Annotated in this window: 16 protein-coding genes; 11 read left to right on the top strand and 5 right to left on the bottom strand. The window is 71.0% G+C overall.

The window, feature by feature from the left end; genetic code table 11:
• Positions 1-14: 14 nt before the first annotated feature.
• On the bottom strand, positions 15-449 hold the full coding sequence (locus ABD437_RS19200) for a PPOX class F420-dependent oxidoreductase (RefSeq protein ID WP_344650239.1): 435 nt from the start codon (positions 447-449) through the stop codon (positions 15-17).
• Between the two features lie 306 nt (positions 450-755).
• Between ABD437_RS19200 and ABD437_RS19195 the strand changes: the two genes are divergently transcribed.
• Positions 756-1031 (top strand): DUF6412 domain-containing protein, encoded by a 276-nt coding sequence (locus tag ABD437_RS19195; protein ID WP_344650238.1) that lies wholly within the window; start codon positions 756-758, stop codon positions 1029-1031.
• A 2010-nt stretch (positions 1032-3041) separates the two neighbouring features.
• Positions 3042-3719 (top strand): membrane protein insertase YidC, encoded by a 678-nt coding sequence (gene yidC / locus ABD437_RS19190; RefSeq protein ID WP_344650237.1) that lies wholly within the window; start codon positions 3042-3044, stop codon positions 3717-3719.
• Here the strand turns inward: yidC and ABD437_RS19185 are convergent.
• Positions 3706-4389, bottom strand: a complete 684-nt coding sequence (locus ABD437_RS19185; protein ID WP_344650236.1) for a carbon-nitrogen hydrolase family protein — start codon at positions 4387-4389, stop codon at positions 3706-3708. The genes yidC and ABD437_RS19185 overlap by 14 nt on opposite strands.
• A gap of 58 nt (positions 4390-4447) precedes the next feature.
• Between ABD437_RS19185 and ABD437_RS19180 the strand changes: the two genes are divergently transcribed.
• Both ABD437_RS19180 and ABD437_RS19175 read left to right on the top strand, forming a co-directional pair.
• The gene (locus ABD437_RS19180) at positions 4448-6082 is read left to right on the top strand and encodes an amidohydrolase (protein ID WP_344650235.1); all 1635 of its coding nucleotides are present in this window, start codon (positions 4448-4450) and stop codon (positions 6080-6082) included.
• 3 nt (positions 6083-6085) lie between these two features.
• Positions 6086-7426, top strand: coding sequence for an NAD(P)/FAD-dependent oxidoreductase (locus ABD437_RS19175; protein WP_344650234.1), 1341 nt, complete (start codon positions 6086-6088; stop codon positions 7424-7426).
• Between the two features lie 6 nt (positions 7427-7432).
• Here the strand turns inward: ABD437_RS19175 and ABD437_RS19170 are convergent, their stop codons facing one another.
• Positions 7433-8590, bottom strand: a complete 1158-nt coding sequence (locus ABD437_RS19170; RefSeq protein WP_344650301.1) for an ROK family transcriptional regulator — start codon at positions 8588-8590, stop codon at positions 7433-7435.
• Positions 8591-8805: 215 nt separating this feature from the next.
• On the opposite strand from ABD437_RS19170, the gene ABD437_RS19165 reads away from it, so the two are divergent.
• From ABD437_RS19165 to ABD437_RS19135, 7 genes are all read left to right on the top strand, one after another.
• Positions 8806-10098 carry an ABC transporter substrate-binding protein gene (locus ABD437_RS19165; RefSeq protein ID WP_344650233.1) on the top strand — a complete coding sequence of 431 codons (1293 nt, stop codon included), beginning with the start codon at positions 8806-8808 and terminating at the stop codon, positions 10096-10098.
• A 241-nt stretch (positions 10099-10339) separates the two neighbouring features.
• On the top strand, positions 10340-11632 hold the full coding sequence (locus ABD437_RS19160) for an ABC transporter substrate-binding protein (RefSeq protein ID WP_344650232.1): 1293 nt from the start codon (positions 10340-10342) through the stop codon (positions 11630-11632).
• 134 nt (positions 11633-11766) lie between these two features.
• Positions 11767-12735 carry a carbohydrate ABC transporter permease gene (locus tag ABD437_RS19155; RefSeq protein ID WP_344650231.1) on the top strand — a complete coding sequence of 323 codons (969 nt, stop codon included), beginning with the start codon at positions 11767-11769 and terminating at the stop codon, positions 12733-12735.
• The gene (locus tag ABD437_RS19150; protein WP_344650230.1) at positions 12728-13567 is read left to right on the top strand and encodes a carbohydrate ABC transporter permease; all 840 of its coding nucleotides are present in this window, start codon (positions 12728-12730) and stop codon (positions 13565-13567) included. The genes ABD437_RS19155 and ABD437_RS19150 overlap by 8 nt, the downstream gene beginning before the upstream one ends.
• On the top strand, positions 13564-14916 hold the full coding sequence (locus tag ABD437_RS19145; protein WP_344650229.1) for a GH1 family beta-glucosidase: 1353 nt from the start codon (positions 13564-13566) through the stop codon (positions 14914-14916). The genes ABD437_RS19150 and ABD437_RS19145 overlap by 4 nt, the downstream gene beginning before the upstream one ends.
• Positions 14917-14962: 46 nt before the next feature.
• Positions 14963-16162, top strand: coding sequence for an MFS transporter (locus ABD437_RS19140; protein ID WP_344650228.1), 1200 nt, complete (start codon positions 14963-14965; stop codon positions 16160-16162).
• A 123-nt stretch (positions 16163-16285) separates the two neighbouring features.
• Positions 16286-16633, top strand: a complete 348-nt coding sequence (locus ABD437_RS19135; RefSeq protein ID WP_344650227.1) for a histone-like nucleoid-structuring protein Lsr2 — start codon at positions 16286-16288, stop codon at positions 16631-16633.
• Between the two features lie 258 nt (positions 16634-16891).
• Here ABD437_RS19135 and ABD437_RS19130 read toward each other — a convergent pair whose 3' ends face one another.
• The gene (locus tag ABD437_RS19130; RefSeq protein ID WP_344650226.1) at positions 16892-17410 is read right to left on the bottom strand and encodes a hypothetical protein; all 519 of its coding nucleotides are present in this window, start codon (positions 17408-17410) and stop codon (positions 16892-16894) included.
• 2141 nt (positions 17411-19551) lie between these two features.
• Positions 19552-20313, bottom strand: a complete 762-nt coding sequence (locus ABD437_RS19125) for a TetR/AcrR family transcriptional regulator (protein WP_344650225.1) — start codon at positions 20311-20313, stop codon at positions 19552-19554.
• Between the last annotated feature and the right edge of the window lie 11 nt (positions 20314-20324).

Raw genomic sequence — 20324 nt, 5'->3', positions numbered from 1 at the left:
ATCGAGTAGGTTACTCACCGAATCTTGGCGCCGTAGACTTTCTCGACCCGGAGCGTGAGCAGAACCCGCCGGTCGGACACCATCACCGACCGGTACTCGTCCCAGTCCGGGTGCTCACCGGCCGCCGCGCGGTAGTAGTCCACCAGCGCCTCCACCTCGGGCCCGTTCGGGTCCGTCCCCGGCCCGACGAGCGTGCCGGTGCCTTCCGCGGTGGCCCAGGACCAGCCGTCCTTGCTGGTCACCTCGAGCGCGGCGCGCGGGTCACGACGCAGGTTGGCGGTCTTCGCGCGGCCTTCGGTCATCGAGACGTAGATGACGCCGGCGTCGCGGTCGTAGAAGGGGGTGACCGGGGAGAGTTGGGGCCGCCCGTCGGCTTTGATGGTGGCCAGTACCCCGAGGCGGGCCTCGGCGAGGAGGGCGTGCAGGTCGAACCCGGTGTCGTCGCTCATATGCTCGCCAACCGGTGTGAGGGGCCGCACATTCCGTTGTCCCGCGGTCGGTTGGTGGCCTGGAGGAGCGTGCTCGGGTCTTTTCCGCGGTCGGTTGGTGGACGGGGGCAGCGCGCTCCAGTCTCTTTCGCGGTCGGTTGGGTGGCCGGGATCAGCGCGCTCGAGCCTCTTTCGCGGTCGGTTGGGTGGCCGGGATCAGCGGCTCGAGCCTCTTTCACGGTCGGTTGGGTGGCCGGGATCAGCGGGCTCGGGTCGGCGTTCTGTGGATATCGGTTGTGGGTGGCCCGGCGGCCGTACGCTGGTGGCATGGTCAGCTTCTGGTCCCGCGCGGTAGTCGCGCTCTGGGCACTCGCCGGCCTGCTGGTGCTCCTCCAACCGAACACCGGCGTGCTGACGTTCGTCGCGGTGGCGCTGCTCGCCGCACTGGCCCTGCGTCAGGTCGGCATCCAGCTCCCGGCGCTGCCTCCGTCCCGCCTGGCCGCCGCCGCCCGCCGCGCCACCTACCGAGGGGCTCCTCGCCACCGGGACCCCGACGCCCGAGGCCACTCCCGCCCCCGAGCACCCACTCTTCGAGCCGCGTAGCGCCCCCGGCGTCCGCCACCGGGCACGATCCGGCACCGCGCACAGTCGCCGCCACGAGCACCCGCGCCTGGCCACCGGCCGGGGTATCGGCACCAGCTGACACCGCGAAGGCCACCGGCACGCGTCAGGGCCACCGGCACGCGTCAGGGCCACCGGCACGCGTCAGGGCCACCGGCACGCGTCAGGGCCACCGGCACGCGTCAGGGCCACCGGCACGGGTCAATGCCACCGGCACGACTCAGTGCCACCGATTCGGCTCAAGGCGGCAACGGCGCGGCTGAGAGGGGCCACTGGCACAGCTCAGGGGCCACCGGCGCGGCTCGGGGTCACAGGCATCGGGCTTGAGAACCGCGCACGGGCAGCCTGCACCCGCGCCACCGGCACTTGCGCCAACACGCCGAGGCACCGCACCGGCATGTCCAGGTAGCGGTGCTACGAGCCACCGGGAGGTCAGGCGGCAGTAGGTTCGGGCGCTAACAACGCTCCGAGCTGCTGCCGCTGAGCCCGAATCGGTGTGGTCCGGCCCGGCACTCCGGCGGCGGCCACGCTCAATGCCGAGCGTGCCCGTGCTCGACACCCGAACAGGGCCGCGTTCGACACCCGAACAGGGCCGCGTTCGACACCCGAACAGGGCCGCGTTCGACACCCGAGCAGAGCCGCGTTCGACACCCAGGCAAGGCCGCACTCGGCGCTCAGGCGCAACCCCGCTCGGGCCTCGGGTACGGCGACTACTCTCGGCGTTCGAACAAGGCTGTCGCACTCGCACCCGAAGGTAGCTACCGCACACCGTGCTCTGACGTGGTCGGCATTCGAACGCGTCTACCGCACACGATGATCGGGCGCGGCTGCTGAACCCGGTGTTCGAATGCGGCACCCGCGCTCGGTGTTCGGATGCGGACGCTGCACTCGGTGTTCGAATTCGGACGCGGACGCTGAACTCGGTGCTCGGATGCGGCTACCGCACTCGATGGTCGAACGCGGCTGCTGCACTCGGTGTTCGAATTCAGCTACCGCACTCCGTGTTCGGACGCGGACGCTGAACTCGATGCCCGGATGCGGCTACCGCACTCGATGGTCGAACGCGGCTCCTGAGCTCGGTGTCGGATGCGGTATCCGCGCTCGGTGTCCGGATGCGGCCGCTGAACCCGGTGTTCGAATGCGGTATCCGCGCTCGGTGTTCGGATGCGGCTGCCGTACTCGGAGATCGGATGCGGCTGCCGCGCTCGGCGGCACGGGTGTGGTCGCCGCACTGGATGCTCGGGGTGGCTGACGCGGTCGGCGCGCGCGGGCAGGCCGCCGCACTCGATGCTGGGGTGGCGGCCTCGCTCGGCGTTCGGAGACGGCGCTGCGCTCGGCGCCTAGGTGCGGGCACGCCCGACTCTCCGGCCAACCGGGTGGGCCGCGATCGACGCGGTTCCTAGCCGTGTCGGACAGGTCCGCGATCTGTGTTCGAGCCGGTCGCGAGTCGCATCGGTCCGGGACGGTGCCCGCACCCAGGTCGGTCGCGGCGCACCCGGACCGCGCTCGACTCGGGGCTGTCCGCACCCGGGGCGATCGTGGCGGCGCATCGGGGCCCGCCTCGCGACCTACGGCCAGCTCGAGAGCAGACCGCCCGGACGGCAGCCCTCTTCCGGACCGGTCGCGGTGGCGCAGCAGGCCCGCCGTGCACCTAGCGACCAGCCCGATCGCAGACCGCACCGCGACCTGCGACCACCTTGGCCGCAGACCGCACCGCGACCTGCGACCACCTCGGCCGCAGACCGGGGAGGGTGCGCTCCGCGACGAGCCAAGTTCAGCCCCGCCCCGCTACCGGCACCCAGCCCAGCCGCAGACCGGGGACGGTGCGCTCCGCGACGAGCCAAGTTCAGCCCGGCCCCGCTACCGGCAACCAGCCCAGCCGCCGACCGGGGAAGGTGCGGCCCGCGACCAGCGGTGCTCAGGCCGCTCCCTCACCTGCAGCCAACCCGGCTCGGCGGTGACCAGATCCGTCCTCGACCTCGGAGCGTCCCCATGCCGTTCGACCTGCCCCTCTCCTACGCCCATTCCTTCGTGGAGTGGGCCGGCACCCTGCTCACCCCGCTCGCCGGCAGTGCGTCGACCGCTCTCGCGATCGTGGTGGCCACGCTCGCCGTGCGGCTGCTTCTGCTCCCCCTCACGTTCCGGCAGATCGCGGTCGAACGACGTCGCGCCGCCCTCGCCCCCCGCGTCAAGAAGCTGCGCGACCAGCACGCCGACGATCCGGTCCGTGCCCTCACCGAGGTGTCGGCGCTGTACCGGAGCGAACGGGTCGGCACGCTCACGACGATGGGGCCGCTCCTGCTCCAGGCCCCGTTCTTCCTGACCTTGTTCTCGCTGTTCCGCCTCCCGACCGTGGGCGGTGAACCCAACGCGCTGCTCGGTCACGAGCTCGGGGGCGTCCGACTCGGCGACCACTGGCTCGACGGCTCGCTGCTCAGCGTCCACAGCCTGGTGTTCGTGGGGTTGTTCGGGCTGTTTGTCGGGGTGGCGATGGTCGCGGCGCGGCGGTTGCGGCGGCTGGGGCAGCCGGCCTGGCTCAGCGCGTCCCCGTTCGTGTCGGTGCTGTTCGCGCTCACGGTTCCGCTGGCGGCGGTGCTCTACCTGCTCACCAGCACACTGTGGACGACGCTGGAGAACGCGCTGTTGCGTGACCGACTCAGTCGAACGTGACCTGGACGATCTCGCCGGTGCCGGTGCCCGCGCGCGCCAGGAGCGAGCCGTCGGCGGCCCACACCCCGGAGCCGCCGGCGGCCCGGTCGAACCCTTCGCCGCTGGAGCCGGCGAAACTCGCGATCGCGACCGGCACGCCGTGTGCCCCGGCGATGCGGGCCGCGCGCTCGGCGGGCACGTCGAAGTCCTCGGCGGTCTCCAGCACGCCGGCGACGTACACGTCGACACCGAGCGCGGCGGTGTCCGCGGCGTGCCGGGGAATCCCGGTGTCCTTGCAGATCGCGAGCCCGAGCCGCCACCCGTCGACCTCGAGCACGACGGGTTCGGGGCCGGGCACGAACACCGCGCCCTCGCCCCCGCCGAGGTACTGCTTCCGGTAGACGACCCGGGCCCCGTCGCCGTCCACCGCCAGCATCCCGATGGACGGGCCGTCGACCGGGGCGCCGGCGAGGGCCAGCGTGCCGGTCTCGGCGCAGGCGGCGACGAGCGGCGCCAGGCGGGGGTCGTCCGGGTCAAGGACGGGCGCGGTGAACTCGTAGCCGGTCAGCGACATCTCGGGGAACACCACCACCCGGGCCGAGGCGGACCGCACCGCCTCGGCGTGCGCGAGCGCGTTGGCCGCGACGGCGAACGATTCGAGCCGCGGCTGCGCGACTGCCAGGACCAGCATGGACACCCCTTATGACAACACCATTGACTCCCGGCGCCGCTGCCGATTCGATCGTCGCATGACCGAAGCCCCCGCTGACCTGCTGTTCACCGGCGGACCGGTGCTCACCACCGACCCGGCACGCAGCCGGTCGGGGGCGCTGGCCGTCCGGGCGGGCCGCATCGTGGCGCTCGGACCGGACGCGGACGCGCTGCGCGGCCCGCGGACCGAGGTCGTCGACCTGGCCGGCCGGCTGCTGCTGCCGGGCTTCCAGGACGCCCACGTGCACGCGGTCTTCGGCGGGCTCGAACTGGGTCAGTGCGACCTCACCGGCACCACCGACCTCGACGAGTACACCCGGCGGATCCGCGCGTACGCCGACGACCACCCCGGCGCCGAGTGGATCGTCGGTGGCGGCTGGGCGATGGAGACGTTCCCGGGTGGTGTCCCGACCGCGGAGCTTCTCGACCGGATCGTCGCCGACCGGCCGGTCTACCTGACGAACAAGGACCACCACGGCGCCTGGGTCAACACCCGCGCGCTGGAACGCGCCGGCCTCACCCGCTACACCCCCGACCCGCCCGACGGCGTGATCAACCGGGACGCCGACGGGAACCCGGTGGGTGCACTCCAGGAGGGCGCGATGACGCTGGTCGGCGCCCTGCTCCCCGAGGTCACCGCGGCCGACCGGCTCGCCGGGCTGTTGCGCGCCCAGGCCCTGCTGCACTCGTTCGGCGTCACGGCCTGGCAGGACGCGATGGTCGGCGCGACGAACGGCTACCCGGACATCGCCGACGCGTACCTCACCGCGGCCCGCGAGGGGCTGCTCACCGCGACCGTGGTCGGCGCGCTCTGGTGGGACCGGGACGGCGACGCGTCGCAGATCCCCGGTCTGGTCGAGAAGCGCGAGCGCTACACGGTCGGCCGCCTGCGCTGCTCCAGCGTCAAGATCATGCAGGACGGCGTGGCCGAGAACTTCACCGCGGGCATGACCGTGCCCTACCGGGACGCCTGCGGCGGCGCGACGACGAACGCCGGGCTGAGTTTCGTCGACCCGATCGCCCTGCGGGGATACGTCACCGAGCTGGACGCGCGGGGCTTCCAGGTCCACTTCCACGCGCTCGGCGATCGGGCCGTCCGCGAGGCGCTGGACGCGATCGAGGCCGCCCGCACCGCCAACGGCCACCTCGACACCCGGCCGCACCTGGCCCACCTGCAGGTCGTCCACCCCGACGACGTTCCCCGGTTCCGCCGCCTCGGCGCGTCGGCGAACCTGCAGGCCCTCTGGGCCACCCACGAACCCCAGATGGACGATCTGACGATCCCGTTCCTCGGCGGTGACCTCGCGTCGCACCAGTACCCGTTCGGCGACCTGCTGCGTGCCGGGGCGACGCTGGTCGCGGGGAGCGACTGGCCGGTGACGACCGCCGACCCGATCCAGGCCGTGCACGTGGCGGTGAACCGGCGGCTGCCGGGCTCGGAGCTGGCGCCGTTCCGGCCCGAGCAGCGCCTCGACCTCGGCACCGCGCTGACCGCGTACACGGCGGGCAGCGCCTACGTGAACCATCTCGACGACACCGGGTCGCTGCGTGTGGGCCACCGCGCCGACCTCGTCGTCCTCGACCGTGACCCGTTCGACCACCCCGCCGACGAGATCGCCGCCACGACCGTGGCGCTGACCTACGTCGACGGAACGCTTGTTCACGAGGGCTGACCCATGCACAAATCCCTGGCCGACGCCGAACCCGGATCGTTCTGGCTCGAGGACCCGTCCCGCCCGGCCGCGACGCCCCCGCTGACCACCGACACGTCCTGTGACCTGGCCGTGGTCGGCGGCGGTTACTCCGGCCTGTGGACGGCGCTGATCGCGAAGGAGCGCGACCCGTCGCTCGACGTCGTCCTGCTCGAGGGCGCGCGGATCGGGCACGCGGCCTCCGGGCGCAACGGCGGCTTCTGCGCCTCGTCGCTGACGCACGGCGCCGGGAACGGGCTGGCGCGCTGGCCGTCGGAGTTCGCCGAGCTCGAACGGCTGGGAGCGGAGAACCTGCAGGCGATCGAGGACACGCTCACCCGGTACGGAATCGACGCCGAGTGGGAGCGCACCGGGGAGCTGTCCGTGGCCACCGAGGCGTACCAGTTACGCGACCTCGGCCCGGACGCCCTCGACCGCGACGCCGTGCGCGCCGAGGTGAACTCGCCGACGTACCTGGGTGGCGTGTGGAACCGGCGCGGGGTCGCGATGGTGCATCCGGCGAAACTGGCGTGGGGGTTGGCGGCGGTGTGCCGACGGCTCGGGGTGCGGACGTACGAGCACACCCCGGTGCTGGGGCTGCGCGGCACGGAATTGCGCACCTCGCGAGCGCGGGTGCGGGCCCGGACGGTCGCGCTGGGCACGAACGCGTACCCGTCCCCGCTCACCCGGGTGCGTCCGTACGTGATCCCGGTGTACGACTACGCGCTGATGACCGAGCCGCTCTCCGCCGGTCAGCTCGGCGAGCTCGGCTGGCGTCACCGGCAGGGGGTGGGCGACTCGGCCAACCAGTTCCACTACTACCGGCTGACCGCCGACAACCGGATCCTCTGGGGCGGTTACGACGCGATCTACCACTTCGGTGGCCGGGTGCGTGCCCGCTACGACGCCCGCCCGTCGACGTACGAGACACTCGCCGAGCACTTCTTCACGACGTTCCCGCAGCTGGAAGGGGTGCGGTTCACGAACGCGTGGGGCGGCGTGATCGACACGTGCACGCGGTTCTCGGCGTTCTTCGGCACCGCGCACGGCGGCCGGGTGGCCTACGCGGCCGGGTACACCGGCCTCGGCGTGGGCGCGACCCGGTTCGGCGCCGAGGTGATGCTCGACCTGCTGAGCGGCCAGGACACCCCGCGGACCCGTCCGCGCATGGTGCGCACGAAACCGCTCCCGTTCCCGCCCGAGCCGGTGCGCTACGCGGGGGTGGAGCTCACCCGGCGCGCGCTGGCCGCCGCCGACCGCGACCAGGGTCGCCGCAACCGCTGGCTCCGCACGTTGGACGCGCTGGGCCTGGGCTTCGACAGCTAGCCGGGGTTACTCGCGGACGCCGCCCGCGGCGAGCAGGCGCGCCACGGGCAGCGTCGCCGCGCCCAGCGCCACCGCATCCGTGCCGAGCGCACAGAGCTCGATCGACGCCTGCGTGAACGGCCGGCGCATGGCCTGGGCGGCGGCGGCCTCGCGCACCCGGGGCAGTAAGGGCCCCAGCGCGATCCCCGCCCACCCTCCGATCACGACCCGCTCCGGGTTGAACAGGTTGATCAGGTTCGCCACCCCGGCCCCGAGGTAGGCGGCCGTCTCCTCGAGCACACCGGACGCGGCCGGATCGGCCAGCACGGACGCCACCTGCGTCTCCTCGTCCGGTCCCTCGACACGTACCCCGGCCTCGAGCGCGCGGGCGATGATCGACTCGGCCCCGACGTAGGCCTCCAGGCAGCCGCGCGCGCCGCAGCGGCAGGCACGCCCGCCGTAGACCAGCGTGGTGTGTCCCCACTCCCCCGCGCTGCTCGACGCACCCCGGTACGACTGGCCGTCGGCCACGATCGCCGCCCCGACCCCGGACCCCACCAGCGCGAACGCGGCGTGCCGGGCGCCGCGTCCGGCGCCGAACCAGTGCTCGGCCTGGGCCCAGGTCTTGGCCCCGTTGTCCAGGTGCAGCGGCAGGTCGGTGCCTTCGCGCAACATCCGCTCCAGCGGCACCGCGTCCCAGCCGAGCGTCTGCGCGTGCACGACGGCCTGGTCACCCTGCTCCACCAGCCCGGACACCCCGACGCCGACGCCGAGCACGTTCTCGCCGGCCACCGATTCGATCCCGGCGCGCACGTGGCGCACCACCAAGCGGGGATCGAGGTCCTCCAGCGGGTAGTCGGCCTTGGCCAGTGGCGTCATCGCGAGGTCGAACAGTTCGACGCGCACCCGCGTCTCGCCGACGTCGACGCCGATCACCGACGCGTAGCCCGGTGAGACCCGCAGCAGGATCCGGGGCCGTCCCCCGTCGGACTCCAGCGCTCCGGCTTCGACGACCAGCCCGTCGTCCATCAGGTCGGCGACGACGTTGCTGACCGCGGCCTGGCTCAGCCCGTACCGCGCGGTCAGGTCCTGGCGGCTCAGCGGACCGTCGAGGAACAGCGCCGAGAGCAGCGTCGCGCGGTTCTGCCGACGCAGCGCTCGGTTCGTCGTTCTGCCTGACACCACGTCCACCGGTGAGCTCCCCCTGGGTCGACCTTACGGCAACACTTTAATAACGCCTTGAATTAAGTCGTGAACGAAGTGCCGAAAAACACTTTAGGCTCCGCTGCACCAAACCTGTGGGCCGCTCGGTCCGGGTTCCGCTCGCACCGGGACCCCGGAGCGCACGCCGAGCCGCCCGGCGTCCCTCGGCCGTGCTGGCCGAACTGAAAGGACAGCGTGTGTTCAAGCGACGATTAGCCGCCGTTGCCGTCGGAACGTTGCTGGCGTCCACCTTGGCCGCTTGCGGCGGGGGTGACTCGGGTGACGACACCAAGACCCTCACCTACTGGGCCAGCAACCAGAGCACCAGCCTGGAGAAGGACGCCGAGATCCTGAAGCCCGAACTCGCGAAGTTCGAGAAGCAGACCGGCATCAAGGTCAAGCTCGAAGTCGTCCCGTGGTCCGACCTGCTCAACCGCCTGCTGGCCGCGGCCACCAGCGGCCAGGGCCCCGACGTCGTCAACATCGGCAACACCTGGTCGGCGTCCCTGCAGGCCACCGACGCGTTCGTGCCGTTCGACGACGCCACGCTCGAGAAGATCGGCGGCAAGAGCCGCTTCGTGCCCGCCGCTCTCGCCGCGGCCGGCGCCGAGGGCAAGCCCCCGACGGCGGTGCCGATCTACTCCCTCGCCTACTCGCTCTACTACAACAAGAAGATGTTCGCCGAGGCCGGCATCGCGAACCCGCCGACGACCTGGGAAGAACTGGTCACCGACGGCAAGAAGCTGACCAAGGGCGGCAAGTGGGGCCTCGCGATCGAAGGCGCCCACATCTCCGAGAACTCGCACCACGCGTTCGCGTTCTCGCAGCAGTACGGCGGCGAGTGGTTCGACAAGGAGGGCAAGGCGACGTTCGACAGCCCGGAGAACGCCCAGGCGATCAAGCGCTACATCGACTTCATCGCGGTCGACAAGATCTCCAACCCGGGTAACGCCGAGTACGCGCAGAACCAGTCGGTGGCCGACTTCGCCAGCGGCAAGGCCGCGATGCTGCTCTGGCAGGCCGTCGGTTCGCAGCTGACGCTGCGCAACATGCCGGCCGACGACTGGGGCGTCGCGCCCGTGCCGTTCCTGGCCAGCCCGCCGGCCAACGGCAAGAAGATCAACAGCATGGTCGCCGGCATCAACATCGCGATCTTCAAGCACTCCAAGAACCAGGAGGGCGCGCTGGACTTCGTGAAGTTCATGACCAGCGACGAGGAGCAGACGCTGCTGAACAAGACCTACGGCTCGCTGCCGTCGGTCACCACGGTCTCCGACGACCCGGCGTTCGCGAAGCCGGAGCAGAAGGCGATCCAGGACACGCTGGCCACCAGCGCGGCCCCGCTTCCGCAGGTCGCCCAGGAGAGCCAGTTCGAGACGCTCGTCGGCGGTCTCATGAAGGACCTGTTCGCCGAGGCCGCCAAGGGCAAGTCCCCGTCGGTCGCGGAGATCCAGGAGAAGTTGAAGAAGGCTCAGGAGCAAGTCAAGTAGGACGCTGCGCAGCGGCCCGGGTGTGCGCCCCGGGCCGCTCACAGGAAAGCGCTTACACTTCGGCGCTCCTAAGTGTCCGTTCGTCGCTCCGATCCGCAACACAACGAACACAATGTCGAAATATCCCTACGCTTTGGACTCCGCCGCTCCAAAACCTGCTGGTCACTCGGCCTAGGTTCCGCGCGCCTCGAACCCAGGACTCCTTAGCCGAGCAGGCCGGCGTCTCTGGAAAGGACAGCGTGTGTTCAAGCGACGAATCGCCGCGGTAGCCGCCGCGGGCTTACTGGCGTCCACCTTGACGGCCTGTGGCGGGGGTGACTCGGCCGGCGACGCCAAGACCCTCACCTACTGGGCCAGCAACCAGAGCATCAGCCTCGACAAGGACGCCGAGATCCTGAAGCCGGAACTGGCCAAGTTCGAGAAGCAGACCGGCATCAAGGTCAAGTTCGAGGTCGTTCCGTGGTCCGACCTGCTCAACCGCCTGTTGGCCGCGGCCACCAGCGGTCAGGGCCCGGACGTCGTCAACATCGGCAACACGTGGTCGGCGTCCCTGCAGGCCACCGACGCGTTCGTGCCGTTCGACGACGCCACGCTCGAGAAGATCGGCGGCAAGAGCCGCTTCGTCCCGTCCGCGCTGGCCGCGACCGGTGCCGAGGGCAAGCCGCCGACGGCGGTGCCGATCTACTCGCTGGCGTACTCGCTCTACTACAACAAGAAGATGTTCGCCGACGCCGGCATCAGCAAGCCCCCGGCGACGTGGGAGGAGCTCGTCGAGGACGGCAAGAAGCTGAGCAAGGGCGGCAAGTGGGGCCTGGCGCAGGAGGGCGCGCACATCTCGGCGCACTCGCACCACGCGTTCACGTTCTCGCAGCAGTACGGCGGCGAGTGGTTCGACCAGGAGGGCAAGCCGACGTTCGGCACCCCGCAGAACGCCCAGGCGATCAAGCGGTACGTCGACTTCCTGGCGGCCGACAAGATCACCAACCCGGGTAACGCCGAGTACGCGCAGAACGAGTCGGTGAACGACTTCGCCAACGGCAAGGCCGCGATGCTGCTCTGGCAGGCGGCCGGCAACCAGCTGGCCCTGCACGGCATGAAGCCCGAGCAGTGGGGCGTCGCGCCGGTTCCGCAGCCGGCCACGCCCCCGGCCGGTGGCAAGAAGGTCACCAGCATGGTCGCCGGCATCAACATCGCGGTCTTCAAGCACTCCAAGAACCAGGAGGGTGCGCTGGACTTCGTGAAGTTCATGACCAGCGACGAGGAGCAGATCGCCCTCAACAAGGCCTACGGCTCGCTGCCGTCGGTCACGACGGTCTCCGACGACCCGGCGTTCTCCGGGCCCGAGCAGAAGGTGATCGCCGAGACGCTCGCCAGCACCGCGGCGCCCCTGCCGCAGGTGCCGGAGGAGAGCCAGTACGAAACGCTCGTCGGCAACGTCATGAACGACCTCTTCGCCGCGGCCGCCAAGGGCAAGTCCCCGTCGGCCGCCGACATCGAGAAGAAGCTGAAGACAGCCGAGGAGCAGGTCAAGTGAATTCTTTTCGACCGCCCTGCGCGTATCCCGTGACATGCGATTTCAGCTGAGGTTGAAAAGAGTTCACTAAGGCGCCGCGACGACGGGTCCGGGACATCAGGTCCCGGGCCCCTTGTCGGGAAAGGACATTCCGCATGGCAACGACGATCGCGGCGCCCGACGAGGCGCCGCCCGACCCCGGCACACCGCGCCGCCGCAAACGGCGCCGCACGCCGGCCCTCCCCTATCTGCTGCTGATCCCGGCGATCGTGCTGGAGTTGGCGGTGCACGTCATCCCGATGCTCACCGGCATCTGGATGAGCCTGAAAGAGCTGACCCAGTTCCACATCCGCAACTGGAGCGGCGCGCCGTTCGTCGGCCTCGACAACTACAAGGTCGCGCTCGACTTCAACAGCGCCACCGGCAAGGAACTGCTGCACTCGTTCTGGGTGACGGCCGCCTGCACGATCCTGGTCGTCGGGCTCTCGTACGCGCTCGGGCTGGCCGCCGCCGTCCTCCTGCAGCGCCCGTTCCGCGGCCGCGCGCTCCTGCGCACGCTCTTCCTGACGCCCTACGCGCTGCCGGTCTACGCCGGGGTGATCATCTGGAGCTTCCTGCTGCAGCGTGACACCGGCGCCCTCAACCACATCCTCGTCGACCAGCTGCACCTCGTCGACGAACGGCCGTTCTGGCTGATCGGCGGCAACAGCTTCTGGTCGCTGGTGATCGTCATGGTCTGGCGGCACTGGCCGTTCGCGTTCCTCTGCATCATGGCGGGCCTGCAGGGCATCCCGCAGGACCTCTACGAGGCCGCGTACATGGACGGTGCGGGCTTCTGGCGCCGGCTGCGCGCGGTGACGCTGCCGATGCTCGGCCCGGTCAACCAGGTGCTGCTGCTGGTGCTGTTCCTCTGGACGTTCAACGACTTCAACACCCCGTACGTGCTGTTCGGCAAGTCCGCTCCGGACCAGGCCGACCTGATCTCGATCCACATCTACGAGAGTTCGTTCGTCACCTGGAACTTCGGGCTCGGCTCGGCGATGTCGGTCGCCCTGCTGCTCTTCCTGAGCGTCGTCTCGGGGATCTACCTGTTCCTGACGAGGAAGGCGCGCGCCGATGCATGAGACCGCTGCCGAGCGCTGGTCGCGCCGGATCGTCCTGACGCTGCTCACGCTGTTCGTGCTGGTGCCGCTCTACGTCATGCTCTCGACGGCGATCAAGCCGCTCAGCGACGTCCGGGACACGTTCTCGTGGCTTCCCAAGCGGGTGTCGTTCGAGGCGTTCGTCGACATGTGGGACACCGTTCCGCTCGGGCAGTACCTGGTCAACAGCCTGATCGTGTCGACCGCGGCGGCGGTGTTCTCGGTCGCGATCGCGATTCTCGCCGCGTACGCGACGAGCCGCTGGCGTTTCCGCGGCCGCGGGGTGTTCCTGGCCAGTGCGCTCTCCACCCAGATGTTCCCGGGCATCCTGTTCCTGCTGCCGCTGTTCCTGATCTACGTCAACATCGGCCGGGCCACCGGAATCGAGCTCTACGCGAGCCGGACCGGCCTGGTCCTCACCTATCTCACGTTCTCGTTGCCGTTCTCGATCTGGATGCTCGTCGGCTATTTCGACGCGATTCCCAAGGATCTGGACGAGGCGGCGTCGGTGGACGGCGCCGGACCGATGCGCATTCTGTTCCAGGTGCTGATCCCGACGGCCGTGCCCGGCATTCTCGCGGTCACGGTCTACGCGTTCATGACCGCCTGGGGTGAAGTGCTGTTCGCCTCGGTCATGACCGACGAGTCGACCCGGACGGTCGCGGTCGGTCTGTCCGGCTATTCGACGCAGTACGACGTCTATTGGAACCAGATCATGGCGGCGTCGCTCGTCGTCAGCGTTCCGGTCGTCGCGGCATTCCTGTTCCTGCAGAAGTACTTCGTGGCGGGTCTGACCGCCGGCGCGGTTAAGTGAGGGTTCCTGTGCTGCACCACCTTCCCCAGGACTTCGTGTGGGGCGTCGCGACGGCGGCGTACCAGATCGAGGGCGCGGTCGACGTCGACGGCCGCTCCCCCTCGATCTGGGACACCTTCGGGCGCGTTCCCGGCGCGATCGCCAACGGCGACACCGGCGACGTCGCCTGCGACCACTACCACCGCTGGTCCTCCGATCTCGGCCTGGTCCGTGAGCTCGGCGTCGACGCGTACCGGTTCTCGGTCGCCTGGCCGCGGGTGATCCCGACCGGCACCGGCGCGGTCAACCCGAAGGGCCTGGCGTTCTACGACCGCCTCGTCGACGAGCTGCTCGGCGCCGGCATCCGGCCGTTCGTCACGCTCTACCACTGGGACCTGCCGCAGGTGCTGCAGGACAAGGGCGGCTGGCCGGCCCGCCACACCGCGGAGGCGTTCGCGGACTACGCCGGTGCGGTCGCGGGCGCGCTCGGGGACCGGGTCACCGACTGGACCACGGTCAATGAGCCGCTCTGCGTCGCCTGGATCGGGCACCTCGAGGGCACGATGGCGCCCGGGCTGCGTGATCTGCACCGGGCCATCGACGCCTCGCACCACGTGCTGCTCGGCCACGGCCTGGCGACGCAGGCGATCCGCGCGGCGGCGGGCGCGCGGGCGAACGTCGGCATCGTGGTGAACCCGAGCCCGGCGGAGCCGGCGACCGACCGCCCGGAGGACGCGGCGGCCGCGCTGCGCGCCGACGGGCACACCAACCGCTGGTGGCTCGACCCGCTCTACGGGCGGGGCTACCCGCGCGACATGGTCGAGACGTACGGGTACGAGCCGCCGGTGCTCGACGGTGACCTCGAGACGATCGCGACCCCGACCGACTACCTCGGGGTGAACTACTACTTCCGGGCCGTGGTGGCCGACGACCCGTCCGGGCCGGCGCCCTACGCGAAGCAGGTCGAGGTGCCCGGCCGGCACACCGCGATGGGCTGGGAGGTCTCGCCCGGGGGCCTGACCGGGATCCTGACCCGCATCGCCGCCGACTACGCCCCGGCGCGGATCTACGTCACCGAGCAGGGCTCGGCCTGGCCCGACGTGGTGGAGCCGGACGGCTCGATCGCCGACCAGGACCGCATCGACTACCTGGAACAACACCTCGTGGCCATCGACGCGGCGCTCGAGGCCGGGGTGCCGCTCTCCGGCTACTTCGTCTGGTCGTTGCTCGACAACCTGGAGTGGGCCTACGGCTACGACAAGCGCTTCGGGCTGGTGCACGTCGACTACGCCACGCAACGGCGCACGATGAAAGCCAGTGGTCGTCGCTACGCCGAGATCGTTCGGGAGTACCGGGCCGCTCGGGGCTGAACCGCCCCGGGTTACCGTTCTGCTTCCGGCGATTGAATGGTTTCACATGTCTGCACAAGCACCGGCCCTCGCGCGGCCGGTCGTCGTGGCCTGGCGCAACGCGGTGTTCGCGGTCTTCGCGATCAACGGGTTCGCGTTGGCGACCTGGATGTCCAGGGTTCCCGCCGTCCGGGACGCCCTGGGCGCCTCCACCGCCGAGATGGGCTGGGTGGTCTTCAGCATCGCCGCCGGCTCGATCGTCGGGCTCTCGTCGGCCAGCCACGTGCTGGCGTGGGTCGGCTCGCGCCGGACGATCGCGGCCGCGGTCGTCGTCGGCTGCGTCGGCCTCTCGGTGGTGGGGCTCGGTTCGACGCTCTCCACGCACGGGGTGTTCGTCGTGATCGGCCTGGCGCTGCTGGGCTGCGGCATGGGCATGTGCGACGTCGCGATGAACGTGGAGGGCGCGGCGGCCGAGCGGGAACTCGGCCGCACCGTCATGCCGCTGTTCCACGCCGCGTTCAGCGGGGGCACGATCGCCGGCGCCGGTCTCGGCGCGCTGGCCGAGTGGGGTGACGTCTCCACCGCCGTGCACTTCGGCGCGGTCGCGGTCGCGTCGGTGGTCGCGCTGGGCGTCTCGGTGCGGTTCCTTCATCTGGACGCCCTGGGCTTCTCCGCCGCTGACTCCGCCGGGCATCCGGGGTGGCGCGAACGGCTGGGCATGTGGGCGGACCGGCGCACGCTGCTGATCGGGCTGATCGTGCTGGGCATGGCGTTCGCCGAGGGCTCGGCGAACGACTGGCTGGCGCTGGCCATGGTCGACGGCCACGACGTGAGCAACTCGACCGGCGCCGTCGTCTACGGCGTGTTCGTCACCGCGATGACCGTCGGCCGCGTCGCCGGTGTCTTCTTCCTCGACCGGTACGGGCGCGTCCCGGTGCTCTGGACCACCACCGCGCTCGCCGCCGGTGGGCTGCTGATCGTGATCTTCGCCCCGTGGGCCGGCCTCGCGACCGCGGGCGTCGTGCTGTGGGGACTCGGGGCGTCGCTCGGCTTCCCGGTCGGCATGTCCGCCGCCGCCGACGACAGCCGCACCGCGACCGCCCGGGTGAGCGTCGTCGCGACGATCGGCTACTTCGCCTTCCTGGTCGGCCCGCCCTCGATCGGTTTCCTGGGCGACGGCGTCGGCCTTCTGCGCGCGCTGCTGCTCGTCTTCGCGCTCATCATCGTCGCCGGCTTCGCGACCCCGGCCGCCCGCGAGCGCGCCTGACTATTGCGCGGAATTTCTTCGGGTAATTGCGCCACGCGCATACCGGGGAAGTCTCTTGGCGCTGAACACGTGGAGTATTGTGGGCTCCGCGTTTAAGTCCCCCTCTCTTTCCATGAGGTAACAATGGCTCGCAAGGTGCAAGTTCTCCTCGTCGACGACGTCGACGGCAGCACTGCCGACGAGACCGTGTCGTTCGGTCTCGACGGCGCGAACTACGAAATCGATCTGTCCACGGCCAACGCCGGCGCGTTCCGTGAGTCCCTGGCGAAGTACGTCGAATCCGCCCGAAAGGCCGGCCGGGGCGGCAGCGGTAAAGCGACCAGGGCCGCGGGCCCGGCAAAGCCGTCACCGAGTGCCGACCGCGCACAGAACCAGGCGATTCGCGACTGGGCCAAGCGAAACGGCCTGCAGGTGAGTGAGCGCGGCCGGATTCCGGCCGAGATCATCGAGAAGTACCACGCTGCGGCCTGATGGCCTTTCCGCCGTAATTTCGTGGGGATGGGGACGGCGGATTCCATTAGGTTGCGCTGCAATGTGCATTCCGCATTTCTCGCGAGCCGGCCTCCGCGGAGGCCGGCTCGTGCGGTATTCGCGCGGCCAGGCCGTGTCCTGTGAATCTCGCTCGCAGGAGGACTATCCGGATACCGCTGTTGTATCGGATGTTCCGACAACTCGGTCTGGCGGCGGCTGAGCGGAGCCGCAGCCGAGCACGGATTCGCAGGACACGGCCTAGGCGAAACGCCGGGCCGCGTGGATGAGCTGGGCATCCGTTACTGAACGGTGGTAGCTCATCAGGGTCACCGCGCCGGTGATCGCGACGGTCAGAGCGGCCACGAAACCGAGCCCGCCGAATGCCGTGATCCGCTCCAGGAAGCCGGAGTGCGAGGCGACGATCGCCGCCGCGCCGTACAACTCGGCCGCCGTCGTCGCCGCCCCCGCCGCCGCGATCACCGACCAGTGCAGACGCTCGGCGCGATGGCGCATCCAGCGCACCCAGCGCCGGGCCGCGTACCCGGCGAGGCCCCCGGTGGCGGCGAGGAACACGAGCCCGACGGCGCCGGCACCGGCGGCGCCGGGGAGGAGGGTGGCGACCGCGACGAGGGTGAGAAGGACGGCGATCGCGCCGACGATCGCGGCGAAGCCGAACTCGGCGAGGCGGGTGCTGGTGTGGTGACGGCGAGGGCTACTGGGCGCTGTGGCCCGGCCGCGGACGAAGGCGCGCACGGCGGTCTCGATCGAGGCGTGCATGTCCGCCGGAACGGCGAGCCGCCCGGCGGCGAGGGCCCAGGGCTGGTTTCTGGCCGCTGAGCGCGCGGCCGCTGAGCGCGTAGCCGCTGAGCGCGTGGCCGCTGAGCGCGTAGCCGCTGGATTCGTGGCGGCCGGACGCCTGAGCGCCGGAATCGTGGGCGCGGGGTTCGTGGGCGCCGGAATCGTGGGCGCGAGCCCTGTCGGCGCCGGGCTCGTGGGCCCGGGGTTCGTGGGCGCCGACGGAGTCGGGCTGAGTTCGGTCAGCGGGGCGGCACACGGTGCCGGACGGGTGGTGCCGGGCACCAGGCCAGGCCGCTGCGCGGGGCGGGACTGATCGGTCCGGGCGATCGGAGGACGACCGGGCCCGGGGTGCGTCGCCGCGCCGGATTTGCCGGACGATCGGCCACTCGGCCTCGTCGCGATTCCCTGGTCCATCATGGACCTCCCCCCACCGAGACCCGCAGCGCGGTCGACAGCCGTGGCCGATAGATACCGACCTTTTCGCCCCTTGCGCCACCCCAATGTTCGATCAGGCCGTAAACAGGAAGTACCCGACCTTCTGGGCATCATGGTATTTCGTACCGATTTACGCCCACAAGTCACGTTTCTGTATCGCCGCTAACCCTGACGGCATGTCTCCCCCGGCACGCCGCCCCGACAGCAGCCCAGGCGAGGCTCGGCGCAGGCGAGGCTCGGCGCGGGCGCGGCTCGGCGCAGGCCAGGAGTCGGCGCAGGCCAGGAGTCGGCGCAGGCCAGGAGTCGGCGCAGGCCAGCGCGCGTGAGGCCGAGGCGCACGAGGTCTGGCGCGTGTCGTGGCGCGAACGAGGTCAGTGCGCGGGTCTGCGCGGGTCAGGTCGGCGCGCATGATGGCGGCGCCCGTGATGGCGGCACGGGTGGCCGGGACGGGTGGGATCGGTGTGCGTGGGATTGGCACAGGCGGAACCGGCGCACGTGAAGCCGGCGAGCGGGGGTCGGCCCGAGCAGCAGCGTGCGGAGCCAGCACGTGCGGAGCCAGCACGTGCGGAGCCAGCGCGCATGCGGCCGCCGCGGGTGGTCGTTCCGAGCGGGATCAGTGCGCGTGGAGTCAGCGCGTGGGAGCAACGCGTGGGAGCAACGCGGGCAGGGCTGGCGCTGACGGAGCGGATTGCGTAGGAGGGGCACGGTGAAGCGGACGCTCGTGAGGGGGGTGTGCACAGGTCGGCCCGGGCGGGATCGGCCCGCGAGGGGGTAGCGAGGCTGGAGCCAACGCGGGCAGCGCCAGAGCTGGCGGATCGGCGTGCGCCAGATCGGCACGGGTGGGAACGTCGCGCATGAGGTTGGCGCCCGCTGAGTCGGCACGGGCAAGGCCTGCACGGGCAAGGCCTGCACGGGCAACGCCTGCACGAGGCGAAATCGGTTCGCGTGGGACCGATCCGGGTGGGCCCGACCCGCGTAGAACCGACCCGCGTAGAACCGACCCGCGCGAACCGGCACGCCCGGAACCGACCCGCGCGGAACCGGCACGGGTGGGAGCAGTGCGCGTGGGTGGCGCCCGGGGCAGCACGTGGGAGGCCCCACGCGTGGGGACCGGGGCGCGTCAGCGCGGGCGCGCCAGCACAGCACGTAGGCGATCGGCGTGCCGGTGGCGCGCCACAGCTGGGGCCGGCGGCGCGGGCTGCTTCGACTTTATGGCACTGGTTACGGCAGCTGCGTGGGGCGAGCTACGTCCGCCGCGACGGGATTGCGGCGGCTGCGCGGCGGACGGCTGAACGTCGGCGGCACGGCGTGGCACACGCAAGCGGCGCCGAGTGGCTCCCCGGACGCAGGGGCCGATGCGGTGCGCAATGTGGCGCAGACCAGAATCACGGCAGCCCAGGTCATCAAGTCGGTCCACGCAGGCGGCACGGCACCAGTCGCGCAAGCGGCACGGCGAAGGCCCACGCAAGCGGCACGGCGCGCGGCAGGGCGCGGCACACGCACGCGGCACGGCGCGGCATACGAAAAACGGTGTGGCACACGTAAACGGCACGGCCGGATCACGCACGCGGCGCGGCACACATAAACGACACGGCCCCAGATCATGCACGCGGCACGACTCACGCACGCGCGGCGCGGCGTCCGCTGAGCAAGCGGCGAAGGCTACTTCAGCGCCATCGCGTGGGCTACGTCGGTGGTGTCGCGTCGAAAGGGCGGAGCGCAGCGGTGAGGTGCTCGTCCAGATCCTCGGTGAGATAGCGGTCGATCACCGGAGCGACCAGACGCACCACGTCCCCCACCGGCATGCTCGCCATCGGGTCGGTCGGCACCACGTAGCGCAGGAACGCCATCCCGAGCAGCTGCGTCGCGGCCAACGGCACTCTGCGGGCGGCGTGTTCGGCGCCGACGTGTTCGCCGATCGGTCCGATGAAGTGGCGCCCCATCAGGTCGCGCACGGCGTTGCGTGCTTCCGGCTCGGAGGCCGCGCTCAGGGCCATCGCGGTGAGGGCGGGGCGCGTCTCCGGGCGCTCCCAGAGGCCGAAATAGAACGTGGCCATGCGTGCCCCGAGCGTGCCCTCCGCCGCGGCGACGGTCGCGGCCACCTGGTCGGGTGGGCCGATGATCAGCTCGAGGCTCGCCCGGAAGAGGTCTTCCTTGCTGGTGAAGAACTGGATGACCAGGGACGGGTCGACCCCGGCCTCGCGGGCGATCGAGCGGATCGTCGCTTTGCCGTAGCCGTGCGTGGCGAACGCCGTTCGGGCGGCGGCCAGCACGGCCTCCCGGGTGTTCGGCGAACCCGGCCGCCTTCCCCGCCGCCGGCCTCCCCCGCCACCCGGCGAGCCCAGCGAGCCCAGCGAACCCAGCGAACCCAGCGAACCCGGCGAACCCGGCGAACCCGGCGAACCCGGCGAAACCGGCCGACTGCCCCCGCCACCCGACTCGCCCATCGTCGAAACAT

The sequence above is a fragment of the Cryptosporangium japonicum genome (genome assembly GCF_039524755.1).
GTDB classification, from domain to species: Bacteria; Actinomycetota; Actinomycetes; order Mycobacteriales; family Cryptosporangiaceae; genus Cryptosporangium; species Cryptosporangium japonicum.
This window is presented reverse-complemented; position numbering and strand designations above follow the sequence as displayed.